Genomic DNA, 15,541 nt, shown 5'->3' on the forward strand with positions numbered 1-15,541 from the left:
TTCGTCGGCGGGGCGTATGTCGGCATCCGGCGGGACGCCTTCGCGGAGACCGGGGGCGCGGCGGCGCTGGCGAGCGTCGCGCGGGACTACGATCTGGGCGCGGCGACCGTGGGGGTGCGGGCGCAGACGGGCCTGGAGCTGGGGTTGGGTCTTCCGGTGACGCTGCGGGGTCTGGTCGGCTACCGGCGGGCGTTCGGCGACGTGGTGCCGACGGCCCTGCTGCGGTTCGGCACGGGCCCGGCCTTCCTGAGCGCGGGCGTGCCGATCGACCGGGACGCGCTGGTGGCGCAGGTCGGGCTCGATCTGGCGGTGGCGCCGAACGCGAGCCTGGGCGTGGCCTACACGGGCCAGACCGGCGCCCGCGCCCAGGATCAGGCCGTGAAGGGCACCTTCACCCTCCGGTTCTAGCGCGCGACGCCTGCGCGCCGACGAAATCCACGAAGGCGCGCAGGGGCGCCGGCAAGAGCCGCCGGCCCGGATAGTAGAGGAACGGGCCGGAGAAGACCTGCCACCAGGGTTCCAGCACCGGCTCCAGGGCGCCGCTCGCGAGCTGCGGGCGCAGCCAGTCCTCGAACAGGTGGACGATCCCGGTACCCGCGACCGCGGCTTCCACCGCGAGGTCGCTGGCGGCGACCCGCACGATCAGCGGCCCGGACGGGTCCACCCGGACGATGTCGCCGTCGCGCTCGAACTCCCAGGGCGCCGTCAGGGCGCCGCTCGGGAACCGGCCGAGCAGGCAGGCATGGGCGAGGAGGTCGCGCGGATGCTCCGGCCGGCCGCGCCGGTCGAGATAGGCCGGGGACGCGGCGGTGGCGAAGCGCTGCCGCCGCGGGCCGATCGGCACGGCGATCATGTCCTGCTCCAGCCGCTCGTCGTAGCGGATCCCGCCGTCGCAGCCCGCCGCCAGCACGTCGACGAACCCGTCCTCGACGACCACCTCCAGGCGGATCTCCGGGTAGGCCGCCAGGAAGGGCGGCACGAGGGCCGGCAGCACGAGGCGCGCCGCGCTCAGCGGCACGTTGAGCCGCAGCGTCCCGGCCGGCCGGTCGCGGAACCCGTTCACCACGTCGAGGGCGGATTCCACCTCGGCCAAAGCCGGGCCGAGCCGCTCCAGCAGGCGCATGCCCGCCTCGGTGGGCGCGACGCTGCGGGTGGTGCGGTTCAGGAGGCGCACGCCGAGCCCCGTCTCCAGCCGGCGCACCGCCTCGCTGAGGCGCGACGCACTCCCGCCCCCGGCGCGGGCGGCCTCGCGGAAGCCGCCGGCCCGCGCCACGGTCACGAAGGCGGCGAGGTCCGTGAGATCCTGGGTCATTGTTCGAAGATCCGCACAGCCCGTGCCGATTGTCACCGCTTATCTGTCGAATCGCTGGCGTCTACATCCGGGACGCGAACAGGAGATCCGTCATGACCGACATCGCGCAGGCCGGCACGTTCCAACTCGGCGACCGCAGGGTGAAGCGGCTCGGCTACGGGGCCATGCAACTCGCCGGGCCGGGCGTGTTCGGGCCGCCCAGGGACCGCGCCGCCGCCATCGCGGTGCTGCGCGCGGCCGTCGCCGCGGGCGTCGACCACATCGACACCAGCGACTTCTACGGGCCGCACGTCACCAACCAGATCATCCGCGAGGCGCTGCACCCCTACCCGGACGACCTCGTGATCGTCACCAAGGTCGGCGCGAAGCGCGGGGCCGACGCCTCGTGGAACCCGGCCTTCTCGGCCGCGGAGCTGACGCAGGCGGTCCACGACAACCTGCGCAACCTCGGCGTCGAGGCCCTCGACGTGGTCAACCTGCGCCTGATGTTCGACGTCCACGGGCCGGCGGAGGGCCCGGTCGAGGCGCCGCTTACCGTGCTGGCCGATCTCCAGCGCCAGGGGCTGATCCGCCGGATCGGCCTGAGCAACGCCACGCCGCGTCAGGTCGCGGACGGGCGCCGGATCACCGACATCGTCTGCGTGCAGAACCAGTACAATCTCGCGCATCGGGGCGACGACGCCTTCATCGACGCCCTCGCGGCTTCCGGCACCGCCTACGTGCCGTTCTTCCCGCTGGGCGGGTTCAGCCCGCTGCAATCGGGCACCCTGTCGGAGGTGGCCGCCGGGCTCGGCGCGACGCCGATGCAGGTAGCGCTAGCGTGGCTGCTCCGCCGGTCGCCCAACATCCTGCTGATCCCGGGGACGTCGTCCCTCGGCCATCTGCGCGAGAACCTCGCGGCGGCGGAGCTCAGCCTGCCGGAGGAGGCCATGGCGGCGCTCGACCGGATCGGGGCGGCGTGAGAGGCGCTCATCCGACCCCCGCCCTCATCCTGAGGTGCTGGAGCGAAGCGGAAGCCTCGAAGGAGCCCTCCCGATACCGCCGCGATCCCTGGAGCTCTCCTTCGCGGCCGCTGCGCGGCACCTCAGGCTGAGGGGTTTGGTGGGATAGCTCGGGCCCCTACTTCGCGGTCATGCCGGCCACCATCGGGCAGCCGCCCTCGCTCATCGGGCGGAAGGCCTGCTCGGCGGGGATCGTCTCCAGCACCTTGTAGAGGTCCCACGCGCCCTTCGACTCGGAGGGCGCCTTGGCCTCGAACAGGTACATCGGGTGGATCTTGCGCCCGTCCGGCCGGATCGTCCCCTTGCCGAACAGCGGGTCGTCGGTGGGCATCTCCTTCATCTTGGCCACCACGGCGGCGCCGTCCTTGGCCGAATGCAGGGCCGCCACCGCCTTCAGGTAGTGCAGCGTGCTGGCGTAGACGCCCGCCTGGTACGAGGTCGGCTTCTTGCCGGGCATGCGCTTCTCGAACCGCTCCGCGAAGGCGCGGGTGCCGTCGTTGAGGTCCCAGTAGAACGAGGCCGTGAAGTCGAGCCCCTGCGCCACCTCCAGGCCCAGCGAGTGGATGTCGGTGATGGCGATCAGCAGGGCGGCGATCTTCTGGCCGCCCTGGCGGATGCCGAACTCGTGCGCCTGCTTGATGGCGTTGGCGGCGTCGAGGCCGGCATCGGCGAGCCCGATCACCTGCGCCCCCGAGGCCTGGGCCTGGAGGAGGAACGAGGAGAAGTCCGGGTTCGGGAAGGGCGTGCGCACGCCGCCGACGACCGTGCCGCCGTTCTTCTCCACCACGGCCTTGGTGTCGCGCTCCAGGGCGAGGCCGAAGGCGTAGTCGGCGGTGATGAAGTACCAGGTCTTGCCGCCGCGCTTGAGCATCGCCTTGCCGGTGCCGTTGGCGAGCGCCGCCGTGTCGTAGGTCCAGTGCACGGTGTTGGGCGTGCAGGCCGGGCCGGTGAGGTCGGCGGTGCCGCCCCCCGAGTTGATGAAGGCCTTGTTCTTCTCCTTGGTGATCTGCGCGATGGCGAGCGCCACCGAGGAGGTCGGCACGTCGAACACCGCGTCGACGCCGTCGCGGTCGTACCATTGCCGGGTGACGGAGGCGCCGACATCGGGCTTGTTCTGGTGGTCGGCGGAGACGACCTCGACCTTCAGCCCCTGCGCCTCCGGCTTGAAGTCCTCGACCGCCATGCGGGCGGCCACCACCGAGCCCTCGCCGGTGGAATCGAAGTAGACGCCCGAGCGGTCGTTCAGGACGCCGATCTTCACCGGGACGAGGTCGGCCGCGAAGGCGGCGCCGGCGCCGAGCGCGCACAAGCTCCCGAGCAGTCGCGCGACGTGGTGGCGGACCGTCATGTCTCTCTCCCTGTTTGTCCGAACGCGGCGGCGTTGATCGCCGCTCGGTTCTTCTCAAGGGGCAGACTATCCGGGGGGGATCGCAGTCGATACGGCAACGCGTGAGGATGCGGGCGTTCCGTCAGGGGCCGCCTTCCCCGCCCGCGACGACGCTTCGGTGATCGCGGACGGGCATTCGCTTCTCCGAGGCGCCACCCCGTCTTCGCTGCGCACGTGATGACGGGTGAGCGGCGGCGACCGGACTCTCAACCGCCCCGCGGCGCCAGCCCGAAGATCGCCCGCGCCTGATCGGGCGTGGCCGGCGCACGGTCGATATGGGCCAGCAGGCTCACGGCCTTCTCCACCAGCGCGGCGTTGCTCGGCGCGAGGGTGCCGCGGGACAGGTACAGGTTATCCTCCAGCCCGACGCGGACGTTGCCGCCCATGCCGGCGGCGACCGCGAGGATCGGGAACTCCTCCCGGCCGATGCCGAAGGCCGACCAGACCGCGTCCTCCGGCAGCCGGGCGCGCATCGCCACCAGGGCTTCCGGTGTCGCCGGCGCTCCCCAGGGGATGCCGAGGCAGATCTGGAACAGCGGCGGCCGCGCCAGATGCCCCTCGGCGATCAGGTGCCGGGCCAGCTCGATCTGGCCGAGATCGAACACCTCGATCTCCGGCTTCACCCCCGCCGCCCGGATGTGACCCGCCATCGCCCGCAGGTGGCCGGGGGTGTTGAGGAACAGGTGCTCGCCGAAATTCATCGTGGCGACGTCGAGGGTGCAGATCTCGGGTGTGAGTGCCGCCACGTGCCGGGTGCGGGCTTCCGGGCTCACGAAGGTGGTGCCCGGGCCGGCGACGGCCGGATCGGGATCGCCGGGCACGAACCGGCCCCCCGCCCCCGTGGTCAGGTTGAGGATCACGCTGTCGTTCTGGTCGCGGATCCGTTCCACCACCTCGCGGTAATGGGCCAACTCCATGCTGGGCGCGGCGGTCTCGGGATCGCGGACGTGGATGTGGACCACCGCGGCCCCGGCGGCGGCGGCCTCGAGGGCCGACTGGGCGATGGCTTTCGGGCTCACCGGCACGGCCGGGTTCTTCTTCGGCGTGTCGAAGGAGCCCGTGAGGGCACAGGTGATGACGGTGGTGCTCGACATCTTCGTCCTCCCCGGGCTCAGATCGCCCCGCCGTCGACCGTGATCGTCTCGCCGGTGATGTAAGCCGCCCCCGCCGCGAGGAAGAAGATCGTCTCGGCGATGTCCTCCGGCCGGGCCATGCGGCCGAGCATCGTGCGCTCCACCGTCGAGGCCTTGCGCGCCTCCGACCACGGCTCGGTCCAGGGCGTGGCCACGAGGCCCGGCGCCACCGCGTTGACCCGCACGTCGGGCGCCAGCGCCCGGGCGAGGCTGCGGGTCAGGTTGATCAGCCCGGCCTTGCTGGCCGCGTAGGCCACCGAGGAGCCCCGCCGCCCGAGCCCGGCCACCGAGGCGGTGTTGACGATGGCGCCCCGGCTCGCCTTGAGGGTCGCGGCCGCGGCCCGGGCGCAGCGGAACGGCCCGAGGAGGTTGGTCGCCAGGATCGTGGCCCAAAAATCCTCACTCATCGCGTCGAGATCCTCGAAGGCGATGGGCGTGGTCGTGCCCGACGTCCCGGCATTGTTGACGAGCACGTCGAGGCCGCCGAGCCGGTCGATCCCGGCCGCCACCATCGCCTCGGCCTCGCCCGCCCGCGACACATCCCCGGGCAGCGCGAGCACCGAGAGCCCCGTCCCGGCAAGTCGCGCGGCCTCGGCGGGACCGCGGGGATCGTCGGGCAGGTGGTTCAGCGCCACCGCGGCGCCGTTGCGGGCGAAGATCTCCACCGTCGCCAGCCCGATGCCCGACGAGGCTCCGGTGACGAGGACGCGCCGTCCGGACAGGTCCGCTCCGATCATGATCCCTCCATCCGGCCGATCCCGGCCATCGCCGCCTTGAGCGCCAGGAGCTTGCGGTCGCGCTCGCGGAACAGCTCCGCGGGCGCCCGGCCGCCCCAGTCGAAATAGCCGCGCCCCGCCATCACCCCGGTCCGGCCCGCGGCGCAGAGGGCGTCGAGGGTCTCGGAGCGGGTGCGCGGCGGCGGCGGCGCGTAGCTGCCGTTGGCCAGCGCGCGCTGCGTCAGTTCCAGGCCGGTGAAGTCGGCCTTGGCGAGGTGGCCGAGGATCGGGATGCGCAAGGAGAGCCCGTGGATGATCGCCTCGTCGATGTCCCGCGGCGCGGCAACGTCCTCGTCGAGGAGCCGGAACACCTCGGCGCTGATCGCCTGCTGGATGCGGTTGGCGATGTAGCCGGGGATGAAGCGCTTCAGCACGATCGGGACCTGCCCGAGGCCGCGCACGAGGTCGGCCATGGCGGCGACCACCGCCGGATCCGTGCCGGGCCCCGGGACCACGTCGACGAGGTCGACGATGTAGGGCGGCGTGTACCAGTGCAGGATCAGCGCCCGCGCCTGCCGGGCATCCGGGATCAGCGGGAACACGTCGAGATAGCTGGTGTTGCTGGCGAGGATCGCGTCGGCCGGGCAGAGCCGGTCGAGCTCGGCGAACAGGGCGCGCTTGGCCTCCGGATTCTCGGTGATCGCCTCGATGACGAGGCCGGCGCCCGCCACCGCCGCGTCCAGCGCCGCCTCGACCCGGACGGCCCGTGCCAGTCGCCCGGCATCCCAGCCCGCGGGCGCGGCCCCTGCCTCCTGCAGGGTGGCCAGCGCCGATTCCATCAGGCCGGGCACCCGCGCGCGGGTCTCCGGTGACGTGTCGGTGATCCGCACGCCGTGGCCGCCGAGCGCCAGCACCAGGGCGATGCCGTGCCCCATCACGCCGCCGCCGACGATCGCGATCTCGCCCATGCCGCACGCTCCGTCCCTGTCCCGGGCTCCTCTGGCGGGAGTCCTCGGGTCTTCACGCGAATTCAGCCGCCGCGCTGGTCCCGGCGCATCATGAAGGCCAGCTTCTCGAAGAGGCTGACATCCTGCTCGTTCTTCAGGAGCGCCCCGTGCAGGGGCGGGATCAGCTTGCGGCCGTCCTGCTCGCGCAGGGTCTCGGGGGCGATGTCCTCGGAGACGAGGAGCTTCAGCCAGTCGAGCAGTTCCGAGGTCGAAGGCTTCTTCTTCAGGCCCGGCACCTCGCGCAAGGCCAGGAAGGTCCGCAGGGCCTCCTCGACGAGGCGGTGCTTGATGCCCGGATAGTGGACGTCGACGATGCGCAGCAGCGTCTCGGCGTCGGGGAACTTGATGTAGTGGAAGAAGCAGCGGCGCAGGAAGGCGTCCGGCAGCTCCTTCTCGTTGTTCGACGTGATGATCACGATCGGCCGGCGCACGGCTTTGACGGTCTCGCCGGTCTCGTAGACGTGGAACTCCATCCGGTCGAGTTCGGTGAGGAGGTCGTTGGGGAACTCGATATCGGCCTTGTCGATCTCGTCGATCAGCAGGACCGGGCGCTCGGGCGCGGTGAACGCCTCCCAGAGCTTGCCGCGCCGGATGTAGTTCCCGATCTCCGAGACCCGGGGATCGCCGAGCTGGGAGTCGCGCAGGCGCGAGACCGCGTCGTACTCGTAGAGACCCTGCTGCGCCTTGGTGGTCGACTTGATGTTCCAGACGATCAGCGGCGCGCCGAGTCCCCTGGCGATCTCCTCGGCCAGCACCGTCTTGCCGGTGCCGGGCTCGCCCTTCACCAGAAGCGGGCGTTCCAGCACCACGGCGGCGTTGACCGCCGCGGTGAGGTCGGGGGTCGCGACGTAGGTCTCGGTTCCGGAAAAGCGCATCGCGGTCTCGGAGAGAGGGGCTTGAGCCCAGGGGTAACGCGGCGCGCGGCCGGGCCGCAAGCGCGGCGCCGGATCCGACCCGCGTCCGCATCCTGAGACGCCCGCGTCAGCGGGCCCCGCAGGAAGGCTCCAGGGAACGCGCGGCCGGATGGAGGCCTCTTTCGAGACCTCCGCTTCGCTCCGGCACCTCAGGATGAGGGTGGAGATCCGAGCTCAACCTCGGGACCTGGTCAGCCCTTCTCGTGCCAGACGCAGTTCCGGGCCAGGATCTCGAGGTTCACGTCCGACTTCTGCGGCTGCGGCAGGGTCTTGCCGTCCATGGCGAGGTCGATCTTGATCTCGACCTGCCCCTTCGCCTCGGCCGTGCGGCGGGAGAAGTAGCAATATTGCTGGTAGGGCTGGTCGGCGCTGTCCTTGAAGTTCCAGCCGGTCACGATCTGCCCGTCGAGATAGGGCACCTGCTTGAACACCGTGAAGGTGGTGTTCACCGTCGCCTTCGAGGCCGGGGCCGCGTCGCTGCCGAGCTGCGCCTTGGTGGGGGTCGGCGACGCGGATGCCTTGGGCAGGCCTTCGAGCTTCAAGACGTTGTCGGTCAGCGTGACTTCGCCCTTGGTCTTCAGGGTCACGTCCGAGAGGGCGGCCTGCATGGCGGCGGCGATCTTCTCCGCCGCGGTGTCGAACTGGTTGAGCGTCGCCCAGCCATAGGCCGCCGCCCCGATGCCGATCCCGGCGAGGCACGCGAAGGCGCCGAAACCCAGCGCCCGGAACAGGAAGGCCCGGGCGGCGACGTAGCTCGAATCCGCCCGCAGGCGGGAATTCACCTGCTGGGCGAGGGCGATGTTCTCGGGGGTCCCGCTCGCGACGTAGTTCATGCGCCGGCTCCAGCGGCAGGGAGGGTCTGGCCCGGATGGGCCTGGTTGGGCAGCGCCTGCTGGCCTTGCGCCGGGCGGTTCATCGGGATCACTGCCCCCGAGGCGTTGGCGGCCCGCGGCAGGATCGGCTCAGGGTTCGAACGCAGGGCGTCGGCGATCGCGTCGAGCATGTACGGCGCCGCTTCCGGGTTCACGGCGGCGCCGAGGTCGTCCTCGTCCATGAAGGTCCGGCGGGTCGAGACCGCGCAGAGGGCCAGGATCGTCGACGCGAAGGCGGCGCAGACCGCGGGCAGGAATACGAAGATCCGCAGGAAGGCGTGGACCTGGCTCTCGGTCACGTCGATCGGGTCGACGCCGTAGACCATGGCGGTGAAGGAATGGAGCTGCGAGCGGTTGACCGCGTTGCGGTAGCCCTGCTCGGCATCGGCCACGCGCCGGTCGGCGGCGCCGGGATCGAGGGCGGCGCGGGCCTTGCGGGCCTCCTCCAGGTCCTTGATCATCCCGGCGCGGTCGGCGGACGCCTTGGCGACACCCTGCGACAGGGCGGCGACCCGCGGATCGGCCACGCATTTCAGGTTCTGGTACTTCCGGCCCTTGCTGTTGGTGCCGAAGACCCGCTCGCAGCGCTGGGCCGGCAGGCCGGCGAGCTGCTGGGCGTTGTCGGCGGAACGCTTCTCGATCTGGTCGAGCTCGGCCGTGTACTGGGCCACGCGTTCGTCCGCCGCCTTGATGCGGTCGCCGATCGTGGCACGGTCGGCCTGGGCGTCCTTCAGGGCCGTCTTGGTCCGGGCCGCCTCCATCAGGCGGGGATGGAACATCATCTCGCCGAGCTGCGACACCGACTTGGTGGTCACGCCCGCCGCGAAGATGATGCCCAGCACCGCCAGCCCGCGCACGAAATGCGAGCGCTGGGTGCGCGCTAGGATGCCCAGCGGCACCCGGCACAGCTCCACCGCGGCGTAGACCAGGGGCGCCAGCAGCATGAAGTAGAAGGCGTGCCAGTCGCCGTCGCTGTAGACGCCGGCGAACAGCCACGCGCCCCAGAGCGAGGCGCCGATCACCATGAACTCGACGAGGTACGCGATTGCCACGTAGCCCCACTTGATGCGGTAGCCCTTCTCGACGTGGCGCTGGTGGCGCCAGCGGTCCGACTCGAGCTTCCACTCGCGCTTCTCGCGCTCGCGATCGCGGCTGGGGGGCGCTGTCGGACCGGAGAATATCGATTTGATGGAGATCATCGGCCTCGTCGCATCCATCCGGTCCAGTTCCGGGCAGGGCCCGGCCGAGCTTAACCCCCGGTTAACTCAGGCGTGTATGCGCCCATTGTGCCGATTTTGAGCCGCGTTGCACACACCCGCCGTACACATCCACCGGGTGATCGCCCGCAGCATCGCCCCGGTGGCGGAAATGTCTCACCCGATCGATGTATCCGGCTTGTGTCGGAGCGCACCTGCGCCGGCCCATTCCCGGCCTGAAAGCGGTTGCCCGCAGCACGGCGACGACCCATGATCGCGAAGCCGTGATCGGCGTCCCCCCGCAGCCCCGAGAGACGAGGTTCGATCCGCCGCCGATGCCAGAGGTCCATGCCGGCTCCTACAAGGAAGCGATCCTGTTCCTCGTCACAGCGGGCATCGTGGTGCCGCTGTTCCACCGCCTGCGGATCTCGCCGGTGCTCGGCTTCATCGGCGCCGGCGCCCTGCTCGGACCCTTCGGCCTCGGCCGGCTGGCCGACACCTATCCCTCCGTTCACCTCTTCACCATCGGCAACCGGGCCGAGATCGCGCACCTCGCTGAATTCGGCGTGATCTTCCTGATGTTCATGATCGGGATCGAGCTGTCCTGGGAGCGCCTGCGGGTGCTGCGCCGGCTGGTCTTCGGCCTCGGCTCCCTGCAGGTGGGCTGCTCCGCGCTGATCCTCGGGGCGATCCTGTACGGGCTCGGCGTGCCGCTCACCGGCGCGGCGATCGTCGGCATCGGCCTCGCCCTGTCCTCCACCGCCGTGGTGCTGCCGGTGCTGGCCGAGCAGAAGCGGCTGAACGCGCCCACCGGCCGCACCAGCTTCGCGGTCCTGCTGTTCCAGGATCTGGCGGTGGCGCCGGTCCTGTTCGCCATCGCGGTGCTCGGCCGCGACGACGGCGGCGACAAGGGCTGGGCGCTGGCCATGGCGCTCGGGCAGGCGGCGATCGCGCTGGTCCTGATCGTGGTCGCCGGCCGCCTCGCCCTGCGCCCGCTGTTCCAGCTGGTGGCGCGCACGCGCTCCACCGAGCTGTTCATGGCCGCCTGCCTGCTGGTCATCGTCGGCACGGCGCTGACCGCGGCGGCGAGCGGCCTGTCGATGACGCTCGGCGCCTTCGTGGCCGGCCTTCTGCTGGCCGAGACCGAGTACCGCCGGGCGATCGAGGCGACGATCGACCCGTTCAAGGGCCTCCTGCTCGGCGTGTTCTTCGTCTCGGTGGGCATGAACCTGGACCCGGCCCAGCTCATGGCGAGTCCCGGCGCGATCCTCGGATTGTCCCTGGCGCTGGTCCTGATCAAGGCCGCCGTGGTGATGATGGCGGCTCCGGTCCTGAAGATCCCCCGGCCCGTGGCGCTGGAGACGGCGCTGCTGCTCGGGCCGGGCGGCGAGTTCGCCTACGTGCTGATCGGCGGCGCCATGGCCACCGGGCTCGTGCCGGAGGAGGTCGGCGCGGCCGCCCTCGTGGTGACCACCGTCACCATGATCATGATCCCGGCGCTCGCCGTCGTCGGCCGGCGGCTCAAGATGCGGGCGACGGCCAGCGCCCAGGCCGCCGCCAAGGCCGAGCCGGTGCCGGAGCGGGTGGACAACCGGGTGATCGTCGCGGGCTTCGGCCGCGTCGGCCGGCAGGTCGGCGAGATGCTGGAGCGGCACCAGATCCCGTACCTCGCCCTCGATTCCGACGCCGCGCGGGTGGCCGAGCAGCGCCGCGCCGGGGCGCCGGTCTATTTCGGCGACAGCGGCAGCACCGAGATGCTGCGCCGCTGCGACATCGCCACGGCCCGGGCCCTGGTCGTCACCCTGGACAACCCGCGCGCCGTCGAGGCGGCGGTGGTGGCGGCCCGGGCCGAGCGGCCGGACCTGACCATCGTGGCCCGTGCCCGCGACGCCCGTCACGCGTCGTCCCTCTACGAACTCGGCGTCGACGACGCGGTGCCGGAGACGATCGAGGCCTCCCTGCAGCTCTCGGAGGCCGTGCTGGTCGATGTCGGCGTCCCGATGGGGCTCGTCATCGCGTCGATCCACGAGCGGCGCGACGAGTACCGGACCCTGCTGAAGAAGCGCGAGAACGAGGCGAAGCCGATCTTCCGCGCCCGCCGCACGGTGGGCAAGGCTCTGGGCAAGCCGCCGGCCAAGCGCGAGCCCGAGCGCCAGGAGGCGGCCGGCCAGGAGGCGTGACAGGAGGCGTGAGCCGCAGCCCTGCCGAACCAGCGGGGCGCCGCCGCGGTAGCGCGTCCGCTGTCCGTCTGCGGAACCGGAGAGCGTGCCGATTCCGCCGCCCGACCAAGGGCAGGATCACGACTGCCTGCTGTCCCAGGCCCGGTTGCGGGTCCTGCCGCGTCCAACCCCGGCCGCTTCCCAGCTTCAGCCAAGTCGTGCTGCGGCGGCGGCCGGCAGGCGCAGGAGACGTCGAAATCTTTCGACGCGATTGATTCGAACAGAAAACGGCGCCAAATTTTTTTCGCGTGAAGTCTGTAGTGCGTGCTGCTAGGGGTCGCGTGTTCAAATACGATATTACGGAATATTTGCCTAAGTAGTTCTTTGTTTGGCTGGCATCGATTCGATCTCTGCGACTTTTGTCTTCGCCCGCAGGTGCCTCTGAGGGCGCGGTGCGATTGCAGGTGAGATTGGCTCAAGATTTCGCCATGTAGGATTGCGGCATTCGACCGGTGCGCGTCTGATGCGAGGTGAAGCCCGTGATGGCTAAAAGCGGTCTCCTGATGTTCTGCGCGTCACGTAACGTTCAACCGGCGGCGCAAGACCGGCTCGCGATCCGGGTCTTCCCGCCGATCCGTGCGTGCGGCGTCGAGCGAGGTCGCGATGTATGAGGGGGACGGCCGATTTCCGCGGGTCGGCGGTGATCGGGACATATCAGAATACGCGACCGTGCGGATGAATACGGACGCGGTGCCGCTCCAGGCGCGTTTCGATTACTGGATTGAGGCATGCCGAACCATGTTCGGTAGTTTCGAGTTCGTGGATCTGGAGCGAAAGAACTTTCGCGCCGCGTTGAACACTCTGACCGTCGACAACCTCACGATCGCGCACTACGTCGGATCGCCCCACGCCATGGTCCGGACGCGGTCTCACATCCGATCGTCGGATAACGATTTCTATCTCGTCATCCTGGCGTCGGAGCGGACCTTCAATCTGGATCACGGTCAATACCATCGATCCAGTACCGGCGGGATCTCGCTCCTGGACAACACTCAGCCCTTCCTGGGTGCCCATCCTGAAGGCTTGGATATCATCAATGTCTTCATCCCGCGGGCCGTGCTGGAGCTGGCAATGGGGCCGGCCCGGTGCCTGACGGGATTGTCGATCGACGCGACGCAGACCAGCTTTCCTATCATCGTCTCGTACCTGTCCGCGTTGATCAAGCATGGCGCGACCCTCGATCCGGCCTGCCAGGCGCGCGTGGCTGCGATTGCCGTCCAACTCATCGCGGCCGGCTTTGCGGAGAAAGTGGAGTCCGACGCGCCCCGGTCCCTGGGCGGCGCCGCGATCCTGAGCCGGGCGCGGGCTTTCATCATCGACCATATCGGTGTCGAGGGCCTGTCGATCAACGATGTCGCGGCCGCGCTCAATATCTCGGTCCGCCGGCTTCAGGAGGTGGCCAGCGCGGAGAATATCGCACTGATGGACTGGATGTGGGAGCGCCGTCTGCAATTGGCGCACGCGAAGCTGGCCGATCCGGTCAACGGCGTCGTGCCGGTCGGCCTGATCGCGTATCAATGCGGGTTCGCCAGCCAGGCGCACTTCTCCCGCCGCTTCAAGGAGCGCTTCGGGCAGACGCCGACGGAGTACAAGGTTGCGTCCGGACTCACGCGGGCGGCACGCGCCGCCGCGGCGGCCGGCATGGCCTGAAGCGGGCCGGTGCGCGCAAGCCGCCGATGCCGTCAGATCAGGGCGGGCTGCGCGTCCTCGTGCTTGGGCCGCCGCGTCACGCGGCTGCGCGGCGCCGGCTCGAACCCGTCGGCGAAGCTGCACCGGTAGACCAACTCGTCCGCCGGCCCGAGGCCGGTGACCAGGGGCACCGTCACGGTGTCGCCGGAGAAGCGCCAGCCGCGGGCGCCCTTGTCCCAGTAGAGCCAGACCGTCCCGGGATAGCCGCGCAGGGTGAAGACCGCCGCCTTGCGCGACAGGGCCTGCACCGCCCGAGGGGCATACATGCCCTTGTCGCGATACGCGTCCCGGGTCGCCTCCGGCTGGCGATCCATGAAGGTGTTGCGCACCAGCTGAATCGTCGCCCCCGGCTTCCCGAGAAACCGCTTGAATTCCGTCAGATTCCGCAGGATGACCGCCATCGCAGGTCTCCTCGCCAGTCCGGTCCGGACCGCGTCGCCGCGTCCGCACACACTCGATGCCCCGAGTTGAGCGATTCCCATGACCGATTGAGTGACCGGGCGAGGCTTGTCCGGGCACATATCAACAGATTCGACAACTTATACCCAGGTTATGAGTCCCATCGGCCCGGAGAGACTCGCTTCGGCCCGAGATCCGGCCGCGTCGACGACGATAAATCTTGTCGACCATCGCCGAAGACTCGAAATCCGGCCCAGAAAGTCCTGCGCCGCCCGGCGCGGCCTTGGCCGATTCGCGCGGGCTTGACCCGGGCGCCCGGCTGGCGCGTTCTCCCGGGATGCTGCTGCAGTTCTTCACGGCCCTCCGGGACGCCAAGGTCCCCGTCTCCCTGAAGGAGTACCTCATCCTGCTCGGCGCCCTGGACCGGGGCCTCGCCGGGCACGATGTCGAGGCGTTCTACTTCCTGTCGCGGACGGCGCTCGTGAAGGACGAGGCGCATCTCGACCGGTTCGACAGGGTGTTCGGCACGGTGTTCAAGGGGCTTCAGACCCTCGGCGAGGCGGTCGAGCCCGCGGCGATCCCCGAGGAGTGGCTGCGCAAGCTCACCGAGAAGTACCTGACCGAGGCCGAGAAGGCGGAGTTGAAGGCGCTCGGCTGGGACACGCTGTTCGAGACCCTGAAGCAGCGGCTCGCCGAGCAGAAGGGGCGCCACCAGGGCGGCTCGAAATGGATCGGCACCGGCGGGACCTCGCCCTTCGGCGCCTACGGCTACAACCCCGAGGGGATCCGGATCGGCCAGGACGGGAACCGCAACTTCCGGGCGGTGAAGGTCTGGGACAAGCGGGAATTCAAGGATCTCGACGACGACCGCGAGATCGGCGCGCGCAACCTACGCCTCGCCCTCCGGCGCCTGCGCCGCTTCGCCCGGACGGGGGCGGCCGAGGAACTCGACCTCGACGGCACGATCCGGGCGAGCGCCCGCCAGGGCTATATCGACGTGAAGCTGCGGCCGGAGCGGCGCAATGCCGTGAAGGTGCTGCTGTTCCTCGATGTCGGCGGCTCGATGGACTGGCACATCGAGCAGGCGGAGGCGCTGTTCTCGGCGGCGCGCTCGGAGTTCAAGCACCTCGCGCATTACTACTTCCACAACTGCCCCTACGAGGCGGTCTGGACCGAGAACCGGCGGCGGCACGAGGCGCAGACGCCGCTGCTCGACGTGATCCGCACCTATGGCAGCGACTACCGGCTCGTCTTCGTGGGCGACGCCTCGATGAGCCCCTACGAGATCGCGACGCCGGGCGGCTCGGTGGAGCACTGGAACGCGGAGGCCGGCGCCGTCTGGATGCAGCGGCTCCTCGACCATTTCCCGAAGGCGGCGTGGCTGAACCCGGTGCCCGAGACGCACTGGGGCTACACCCAGTCGATCGGCATGATGCAGCGGCTGATCGCCGGCCGGATGTTCCCCCTCACCCTGGACGGGCTCGACGCGGCGGCCCGGGCGCTGGTGCGGTGAGGCTCGGTATGCCCCGGCTTCGTCGCGCCGATCCGCGGCCTCATCCTGAGGTGCCCGCGTCTGCGGGCCTTGAAGGCGGGCGCGAGGGATCGCGGCGCTGACTGGAGGGCTCCTGCGAGGCCTCCGCTGCGCTCCGGCGCCTCAGGATGAGGGTGCGGGGATCGGGACGCTCCGCGACATCGT

Annotated in this window: 14 protein-coding genes; 5 read left to right on the plus strand and 9 right to left on the minus strand. The window is 70.3% G+C overall.

From position 1 onward, the window contains the following. A partial coding sequence (locus tag BM396_RS19410) for an autotransporter outer membrane beta-barrel domain-containing protein (protein ID WP_139239520.1) occupies positions 1–408 on the plus strand: 408 nt, incomplete at its 5' end. Here the strand turns inward: BM396_RS19410 and BM396_RS19415 are convergent. Beyond that, a complete protein-coding gene (locus tag BM396_RS19415; RefSeq protein ID WP_043382030.1) occupies positions 392–1,312 on the minus strand; it encodes a LysR family transcriptional regulator in 921 nt (306 codons plus the stop codon). The genes BM396_RS19410 and BM396_RS19415 overlap by 17 nt on opposite strands. 92 nt (positions 1,313–1,404) lie before the next feature. Here BM396_RS19415 and BM396_RS19420 point away from each other — a divergent pair, with 92 nt between their 5' ends. Further along, complete coding sequence (locus BM396_RS19420) at positions 1,405–2,274, plus strand: aldo/keto reductase family oxidoreductase (protein WP_043382027.1); 870 nt, start codon at positions 1,405–1,407, stop codon at positions 2,272–2,274. Between the two features lie 157 nt (positions 2,275–2,431). On the opposite strand, the gene BM396_RS19425 is transcribed toward BM396_RS19420, so the two are convergent. The 7 genes from BM396_RS19425 to BM396_RS19455 all read right to left on the minus strand — a co-directional run bounded on the left by BM396_RS19425 (position 2,432) and on the right by BM396_RS19455 (position 9,559). Next, positions 2,432–3,661: an ABC transporter substrate-binding protein gene (locus tag BM396_RS19425; RefSeq protein WP_043347444.1), complete on the minus strand. Its 1,230-nt coding sequence runs from the start codon at positions 3,659–3,661 to the stop codon at positions 2,432–2,434. Between the two features lie 245 nt (positions 3,662–3,906). Next, positions 3,907–4,794, minus strand: coding sequence for a beta-keto acid cleavage family enzyme (locus BM396_RS19430; protein WP_043382024.1), 888 nt, complete (start codon positions 4,792–4,794; stop codon positions 3,907–3,909). A 17-nt stretch (positions 4,795–4,811) separates the two neighbouring features. Further along, positions 4,812–5,570, minus strand: a complete 759-nt coding sequence (locus BM396_RS19435; RefSeq protein ID WP_043347437.1) for an SDR family NAD(P)-dependent oxidoreductase — start codon at positions 5,568–5,570, stop codon at positions 4,812–4,814. Beyond that, positions 5,567–6,517: a 3-hydroxyacyl-CoA dehydrogenase family protein gene (locus tag BM396_RS19440; protein WP_043382022.1), complete on the minus strand. Its 951-nt coding sequence runs from the start codon at positions 6,515–6,517 to the stop codon at positions 5,567–5,569. The genes BM396_RS19435 and BM396_RS19440 overlap by 4 nt, the downstream gene beginning before the upstream one ends. A 62-nt stretch (positions 6,518–6,579) precedes the next feature. After that, positions 6,580–7,431 (minus strand): AAA family ATPase, encoded by an 852-nt coding sequence (locus BM396_RS19445; RefSeq protein ID WP_043382019.1) that lies wholly within the window; start codon positions 7,429–7,431, stop codon positions 6,580–6,582. Between the two features lie 230 nt (positions 7,432–7,661). Next, positions 7,662–8,303: a hypothetical protein gene (locus tag BM396_RS19450; protein WP_043347422.1), complete on the minus strand. Its 642-nt coding sequence runs from the start codon at positions 8,301–8,303 to the stop codon at positions 7,662–7,664. Next, complete coding sequence (locus tag BM396_RS19455) at positions 8,300–9,559, minus strand: hypothetical protein (protein WP_043347420.1); 1,260 nt, start codon at positions 9,557–9,559, stop codon at positions 8,300–8,302. The genes BM396_RS19450 and BM396_RS19455 overlap by 4 nt, the downstream gene beginning before the upstream one ends. Before the next feature lie 314 nt (positions 9,560–9,873). Here BM396_RS19455 and BM396_RS19460 point away from each other — a divergent pair, with 314 nt between their 5' ends. Then, a complete protein-coding gene (locus BM396_RS19460) occupies positions 9,874–11,718 on the plus strand; it encodes a cation:proton antiporter domain-containing protein (protein WP_043382066.1) in 1,845 nt (614 codons plus the stop codon). Between the two features lie 642 nt (positions 11,719–12,360). Next, positions 12,361–13,407, plus strand: coding sequence for a helix-turn-helix domain-containing protein (locus BM396_RS19465; protein ID WP_078946966.1), 1,047 nt, complete (start codon positions 12,361–12,363; stop codon positions 13,405–13,407). A 32-nt stretch (positions 13,408–13,439) separates the two neighbouring features. On the opposite strand, the gene BM396_RS19470 is transcribed toward BM396_RS19465, so the two are convergent. Next, positions 13,440–13,847 (minus strand): hypothetical protein, encoded by a 408-nt coding sequence (locus tag BM396_RS19470; protein WP_043347415.1) that lies wholly within the window; start codon positions 13,845–13,847, stop codon positions 13,440–13,442. A gap of 335 nt (positions 13,848–14,182) precedes the next feature. Between BM396_RS19470 and BM396_RS19475 the strand changes: the two genes are divergently transcribed. Then, a complete protein-coding gene (locus BM396_RS19475) occupies positions 14,183–15,358 on the plus strand; it encodes a vWA domain-containing protein (RefSeq protein ID WP_043347412.1) in 1,176 nt (391 codons plus the stop codon). The last annotated feature ends 183 nt before the right edge of the window (positions 15,359–15,541 follow it).

The organism is Methylobacterium sp. UNCCL125, assembly GCF_900116795.1.
In the GTDB taxonomy this organism is placed as follows: Bacteria; Pseudomonadota; Alphaproteobacteria; order Rhizobiales; family Beijerinckiaceae; genus Methylobacterium; species Methylobacterium fujisawaense.